Genomic DNA, 7,221 nt, shown 5'->3' on the forward strand with positions numbered 1-7,221 from the left:
GGGCCGGCTACCACTCGTACTCGGCGCCAACGCCGAGGCTGGTGCGGCCGTCGCTCCCGGCCTCGCCCTTCAGCTTGATCCGGCGGGTGACGTCGAAATCGACGCCGACGGCCGTGTCGGCAGGCTTCGCCCCGGCCTTCACGCCGACGCTGACCCGATCCGAGATGTAGCGCGAGGCGCCGATCGCCGGCCCGCCGCTCGCGCCGGTGGAAACGTCGAGGCTGTCGAGGCCGAGGCTCTTGCGGGCCTGCTCGAACATGTCGGGCCCCGCGGCGCCCCCGGAGAGCTGGGCGACTGCCTGGGCGAGCTGCAGGGCCTGGAACGGCGACAGGCCGGCCGACGCCTTCTTGAACAGGATCCGCGACAGGATCTCGTCCTGCGGCAGGGCTGGATCCGAGGTCAGGGAGAATTGCGGTGCGTCCGCGAAGCCGGAGACCGCGATGCGGGCGGTCACGTCGGTGGCCTTGGTCTCGGCGACGAAATCGAGTTCCGGCGTGGTCAGGCTTCCCGCGAAGGTCAGCCGGCCGCGGCTGAAATCCAGGCGCTGGCCGACAAGTTCGAACTGACCGCGCCGCAGCGAGAAGGCGCCGTTCGCGTTGGGCGACGCGGAGGTTCCGGTGACACGCAGCGCGCCGCCGAGTTCCGCGTCGATGCCCCGCCCGCGGACGAAGATGCGGCTCGGCGCATCGATCGTCACGTCGAGGGTGGCGTCGAACGGCACGGCCGGCTTTCCGGACCGCCGCCCGGGACGTGCCGCGGCCTTCCTCTCTGCCCGCTGCGCCAGGCGCGCGCGCAGCTCCGGCGGCGTGTTGACGTGGCGGACCCCCGGCAGCGGCCGGATGGTGGCCGGGAGCCGATCCGGGACCGCGACATCGATCGACACGACATCCACGCGACCGGCGATCCGCGGTGTCCGCGCCAGCGGACCCGCCAGCGTGACGTCGACGCTCGACACGGCCGTCATCAAGGGGCTCGACACGAGTTCGGCCTTGTCGGCAACGACATGGAAACTGCCCGGGAAGTCGGGCGCGAGGGAGACGCGGCCGGTGACCGAGACCCGGCCGCCGTTGCGGGCGCTCGCGGTCAGGCGCTCGACCACGACGCTGTCGCCGCGACCGGTGACGCGCCCCTCGATCCCGGTGAAGCGGAGGCCGTTCAGCGGATCGGTGAAGCTGCCGCCGGTCAGCACCGCCGCGCCCTGCGCCCGCGGCGCCGCCAGCGTACCGGTGACGCCGCCGTCGATGGCAACCTTGCCGGTGACGCTCTGGCCGCCGACGCTGAGCAGGGAATTGGCGAGGGATGCGTCCAGGGTCCCGCGTGCGCGCAGGTCCAACGGCCCCCCTGCCTCCACGGGCAGCGATCCCGAGACCGTCAGGGCGACGCCGCGCCCTGCCGTCACTCGACCGTCCAGGCTCGCCTGCCCATCCGACAGGGTGCCCTTGGCGGTGGCGTCGATCGCCGGAAGTCCGGCCTGCCGCGTCTGCGGGGCGACGAGCTTCGCGACGCTGATCGCGTAGCGTCCCTCGGGGCGCGTGACAGGCCCGTGGAGATCGGCTTCGCCGTCCAGGGTCCCCGAAAGGGCGAGGCTCGGCGCGGCGATCCGGGCGAGCGACAGGGGTAGCGACCGGATCGCCACCCGCAGGTCGAGAGCCTGCCCGACACGGCCCGCGGCCGTGATGCGACCCGCGCCCGCCGCGATGGACAGGCCGTCGATCACGGCGCCACCGTCCCGAAGCGTGATCGCCGCCGGCCCGGTGAGGGCGAAGCGATCGCTGCCCCGGGCGGCCGACAGACGCTGGATCTCGATCCGCGTGTCCTCGGCCGGAACGACCCGCGCGGCGCCATCGAGATTGAAGCCGCGCGACCGGGCGGTCAGGGTCACGTCGCTGAAGGCGGGGCTACCGTTGGCGAGGAGCCGGATCGTGTCGACCTGCTGGCCGGCGGCCACAAGCCGGTCGGCTTCGAGCCGTCCTTCGAGAACGGGATGCGCGCGCAGGTCGCGGCCCGAGAGATCCGCATCGAGACGCGCGAGGCTGGTCTCCCCGTATCGGAGCGCGGCCCCGGTGGCGCGGATGGCCGCATCCTGGCGGCCGCCGTCGCGGGCGAGGGTCAGCGCGGCGTCGAGTCGGCCCGCGACCGGCTCCGGGACCAGGGGCGCGATGTCCGCCAGATCGCCGGCCCGCACGGTGAGCGCGCCGGCCGACAGCCACGTGTCGGCCGCGACCATGGCGTGGCCCGCGACGGCGACAGAGCCGAGATCGAGACCGAGCCGGTCGAGGACCCAATCGCCGCCGACGCGCGCGAGGTGGGCACCGCCCGTGAGCGCCTTGCCGGCGACGTCGCCGCTGAGTCGGACCGTTCCGTCCGGGGCGAGGAGCGCGTCCCGCAGGACCGCCTCGGCGCGCAGGTCCCGGATCGGCTTTCCCGCCGCGGTGACGGACGGCGCCGTCAGAGCCGCGGTCACATCCGGATGTTCCAGGGATCCGGTCAGGCGCGCATCGATGCTGGCCTTGCCGGTGAGGCGTCCGTCGAGATCCCCGAGGCTCCTGAGATCGAGCCGCCCGGTGACATCCGCCCGGGACGCCGTCGCCTCGCCCTGCAGGGTCGCGGCGACGCCGGCCCCCTCCAGGCGCAGATGGTCGAAGCCGTAGCCGTCGAAGGTCTGGGAGACGCGCCCCTGAAGGGTCGGTGCGCGGCCGAGGGTGCGGTCGGCGGCCTGGATCCCGGTGACGAGGCCGCTCGTGGTCACGGCGAGGTCGGCCGCGATGGCCTTGCGCGCCGGATCGCCGCTCACCCGCGCTTTGGCGTCGAGGCTGCCCGCAAGGCCCTGGCCCGCGAGACCCGAGAACACCGAGAGGTCCGGCAGGGCCGCGTCTACGGTGCCCGTCAGGGTGTTCTGGCCGACGCGACCGACATAGGCCGCCCGCGCCGTGTCGGAGTCGAGCCGGAGCGCCGCGATATCGACCACGCCGTCTGCGCCGGCCGAGGCGCGGAGCGTCACGTTGGCCCGGCTGCCGATTGCCCGGCGCAGGGCCGGGTCGGCGAGCTTCAATCCGTCGACCCGGCCGTCCGCCGTGATGGCGAAACGCTGCGCTGATGGGTCGCCCTGCGGGTCGATCCCGAGGCTGGCCTCGATCCGGTCCAGGCCGGAATCGCGGCTGCGCAGGGCAGCCGCGTCGAGGCGGCCCCGGACCGTCGGTGCCGCGAGCGGTCCCTTCAGGCTGCCGTCGAAGACGAGCTTGCCGATCTCGGCCTCGCCGGCGCGGGTGACGTCGCCCTCCGTGGGCAGGGCGCGGGCCTGGAGCGTCAGGTCGGCGACCCGGTCGCGGGTCAGGCTGCCGCCGGCGGCCAGACGCGCCGTGCGGGAGGTCAGTTCCAGCCGGTCGATCCGGAAGGCGCCGCTATCCGCGAAGGCGATGCCGCCGTCGAGCTTGGTGGTGCCGGCGAAGATCGCGGCCGCCGGGCCCGGCATCAGGCCCTCGATCCGGGCCGCGAGATCCAGGGCCAGGCGCCGCTCGGCCCCGATCCGGGAGATCTTCGCACCGCCCTTGGCACCGATGTCGGGTCCGGCCGTGAAGTCGAGCTTGGCCCCCCAGGCGTCCAACGTCCCGGTTCCATCGAGTTCGAAGTCGATTGGCGGCGTACCGGGCAGGTTGGCCGCCTTCGAGAGCAGGCCGCCCGCCGGCTCCACGAGGTTCGCCTTCAGCTCGAGCCGCTCGCCGTTCGGCACGAACAGCAGCGACAGCAGGAAGCGGCCCGGCGCGTCGAGGCGCAGGGCCCTGGCCTGGAGGTCGAGCCCTTCGCTGGCGGCGCCGAGCTTCGCCCGGCCCTCCGCGGACAGCCGAGCCGGCTGCCCGGCCACCGCCTCGCCCAGCGTCAGCTCGGCCAGCTTGAAGCCCTTGATCTCGACCTTGACGGGCAGGTCCGGGAGCAGCCGGCCATCGGGCTTCGCTTCGGGCGGCGGTGGACCGGGGATCGGTCGCCGCAGCACGTCGAGATGCCCGATCTCGAGGCTGTCGACCTCCAGGCGTCCCGACAGAAGGGCGAGCCGGCGCCAGACGATGCGGGCCCGGTCGAGTTTCAGCCAGACGCCGTCGCGGTCGCTGATCGCCACGTCCCGGATGGTGGCGTCGGAGGACAGGGCGCCGTCGATGGCGCCGATCGCCACCCGGGACGAGGGCGTCGAGAGCGCCCGCGACAGGAGTCCGCCGAGCACGGACTTGTCCCCCTCTTCGGCGGAGGTCAGCGTGACCGCCCAAGGCAGCGCCAGGATCAGGCAGATCAGGACGAGGCCAAGCCACCGGCCGCCGCCGCGGTTCGGCGTGGCGCGGCGTCGCGTGAGTCCGGTCCGAAGAGCCATTCAGAACGCCTGTCCCAGGCTGAGATACAGGACGGCCGGCCGCACGTGCCCGCCCTTATAGGGATCGAGCGGAAAGGCGAGATCCGCGCGGATCGGGCCGATACCGGTGTAGTAGCGCAGGCCGATGCCCACGGATTTGCGGATCTTCTCATCGAAATCCGGCGTCGCCGAGGCGAAGGCGGTGCCCGCGTCGAAGAACGGCACCACGCCGATCGTGTCCGTGACCTTGATGCGCGCCTCGAGGGAAGCCTCGAGCAGGCTGCGGCCGCCGATCGGGAGGTTGTAGGGGCCGATTGGTCCGAGGGTCCGATACGGATAGCCGCGCACGGAGCCGCCTCCGCCGGCGAAGAACCGGAAATTGTCCGGGATTTCTCCCAGCGGCGCCCCGGAGACCGAGCCGAAGCCGATGCGGCCGGCCAGGATCATGCGGGCTTCGTCGTCCAGGGCGTAGTAGGTCGAGCCCTGCGCCTTGGCCACGACGATCCCGGGCGACGAGATCGCGCCGGGATAGACCGCCAGCGACGCGATCGCCCGAACGCCCCGCGTCGGGTCGAGGAGGCTGTCGGTGGAATCGTAGGTCACCGAGGCGGGGACGCCGATCAGCCGGTAATTGACGGTGCCGAGGGCATCCTTCGACCGGCCCGCCTGGGCGTCGAGCCCGATCTGCGCCGAGAACGTGTCCGAGAAGCGGTGGCGGATCGCCCCAGAGACACCGCCGCCATCCACGAGATAGCTCTGCTGCACCTCACGCGTGATGAAGGCGTTGGCCAGCAGATCGTTGCGTGTGCCCCACAGGGCCGGCTGGACGTAGGTCGCCGAGAGACGTCCGCCGAGGCCGTTCGTGCCAATTCCCGCAACCTTGCGCTGGTTGGCGAAGGGGTCGTTGCCGAGGCCCAGATAGTAGATGTCGGCGTCCACCCGGAAGGACTCGCCGCCACCGAACAGGTTGCGATTGGCGTAGTAGGCCCGCACGCCCGGCCCGTCGACGGTGGAATAGCGTGCCGAGACACCCACGAGGTTGCGCTCGCGTTCGGTGACCTCGACGAACAGCGGCAGGTTTCCGTCGGCGTCGAGCGCCGTGCCCTCGCGGACGCGCACGCCGCCGATGCCCTCGATCCGCGCCACCGACCGGCGGATCGCCGCCACCGCCTGGGGCGAATACGGGTCGCCCGGTTCGGCATAGATGAAGGAGCGGATGGTCGCCGGGTCGATCCCCGGTGCGCCGCTCACCGCGACCGGACCGAGACCTGAGACCGGGCCCGGCGCCACCGTGAAGGTCACGTCCATGACGTGGGCGGAATCGTCCACCACGGGGTCGCGGGCGACGACTTTGGCGAAGGGATGGCCCTGCGCGCGGAACTGGTCGACGATCTGCGCTTCCCGGGCGAGCACGGTGACCGAGCGGGCCGGAACATCCTCGTCCACGCGGGTGATCCGCGCGGGCAGGACGGATTCCGGAAACGGGTTGCCCGCCGGATCGCGCACGGTGATCCGGCGGAGATGGTAGAGGGGGCCGAGATCGACCGCGATCCGGACCGGGACGAGGCCGCGGTTGCGCCATGCCTCCGCGGCGGCGACCGCGACCGGTGCCTGCTCCGCCACTGGCGCGCCGTCGATCCGGATCGTGACGGTTCCCTGATAATAGCCGTAGCCCGACAGCACGTCGGCGAGCTTGGCGCGGTCGGCCTCTGCCCGACGCAGCAATCCCTCACCGTCGGGCGGTGGATCCTGCCTCAGGCGATGCAGGGTGGACGTGTCCTGCAAAGCCCGGAGCACGTCGGAATCGTCGGTCCCGGTGATCCGCAGCGTGTATGGCAGCGCGGTCGGACTCGGCGGCGGCGGTTCGGGCTCGCTGGCGAACAGACCGAACAGGTCGAAGGCGCGTGCGGGTTGAGCGCCCGCAGCGACCAGCAGGGCGAAGGCCAGGGCAGCCAGCCTCGGCGGCGATGCGCGACGCATCCCCGGACGGACCGCACGATGAATGGGAGCGGAGACGCGCAAACCGCGGTCTTCAGCTCCGATCGAGGTCGGCCGTGCCGCCCGCCTGTGAGATCATTGCCGCTCCCCCCTTACGCCGTGTCACGACGTACCCCGCCTCATCTTAAGGCCAGGTGCCTTCGAGGCCAACACCGCTACGGTCGCTGTTCAGAGGCTGCGCTCGGAAACCGGGACTGTCCCCTCTCGGCGAGGCTTTCCGAGATGGGGACCAGAGAAGCGGGTCGGATCCGGCGGTGAGATGTCCGGCCTCCCCTCCCCTGCCTGAAAGCGGTGACCTGCGCGGCGTGCATCCGCATGATGACCGGAAGGGGCTGATCGACGGCGCCAAAAAAAACCCGCCGCGCTTTTGGGCGCGGCGGGTTTGTGTGTTTGGTTGCGGGGACAGGATTTGAACCTGTGACCTTCAGGTTATGAGCCTGACGAGCTACCGGGCTGCTCCACCCCGCGCCAAGAGTGTCTCGGCGTGTCCGGGGCGTCTGCCGCGATGGGCGGTGGCGCTGTCGTCCGGGGCCGGATCGGTGTCGTGACGAGGGAATGGTGCTTGCGATGGGCGGGTCTGGCGGCGACCGACTCTCCCGTGTCTTGAGACACAGTACCATAGGCGCTGGCGTGTTTAACGGCCGAGTTCGAGATGGGATCGGGTTCTGGGCACGCCGCTCAGGCCACCAGACCGGCGCATCGCAATTCTTTTGGGACTCGGCGGCGCAGGGTGCTGCGACGGCGAGTGTTGTGTTCGGCAAGCATGCAGCGTCGTCGCTGCGGGTCTTCGTTGTGGCGTGTGTCTCTGGTTTCGCCCGCCTTGCGGCGGCCGATCCAGTCCGGACACGGATCACGAGAGCGATCAAGCCAATCGGGCGATTAGT

2 protein-coding genes, 1 tRNA gene and 1 rRNA gene are annotated in these 7,221 nt (G+C 71.7%); all 4 read right to left on the reverse strand.

The features are described 5' to 3' along the window. Window positions 1-7: 7 nt before the first annotated feature. The 4 genes from BM396_RS15360 to rrf all read right to left on the reverse strand — a co-directional run bounded on the left by BM396_RS15360 (window position 8) and on the right by rrf (window position 7,028). On the reverse strand, window positions 8-4,360 hold the full coding sequence (locus BM396_RS15360) for a translocation/assembly module TamB domain-containing protein (RefSeq protein WP_043384305.1): 4,353 nt from the start codon (window positions 4,358-4,360) through the stop codon (window positions 8-10). Beyond that, entirely contained in the window at window positions 4,361-6,319 is a 1,959-nt protein-coding gene (locus BM396_RS15365) for an autotransporter assembly complex protein TamA (protein WP_043384307.1), read from the reverse strand. It lies immediately after the preceding gene. Between the two features lie 409 nt (window positions 6,320-6,728). Continuing rightward, window positions 6,729-6,805 (reverse strand) — tRNA-Met (locus tag BM396_RS15370). Between the two features lie 107 nt (window positions 6,806-6,912). Beyond that, a 5S ribosomal RNA gene (gene rrf / locus BM396_RS15375) occupies window positions 6,913-7,028 on the reverse strand. Window positions 7,029-7,221 lie beyond the last annotated feature (193 nt).

This window comes from Methylobacterium sp. UNCCL125 (assembly GCF_900116795.1).
Lineage (GTDB): Bacteria > Pseudomonadota > Alphaproteobacteria > Rhizobiales > Beijerinckiaceae > Methylobacterium > Methylobacterium fujisawaense.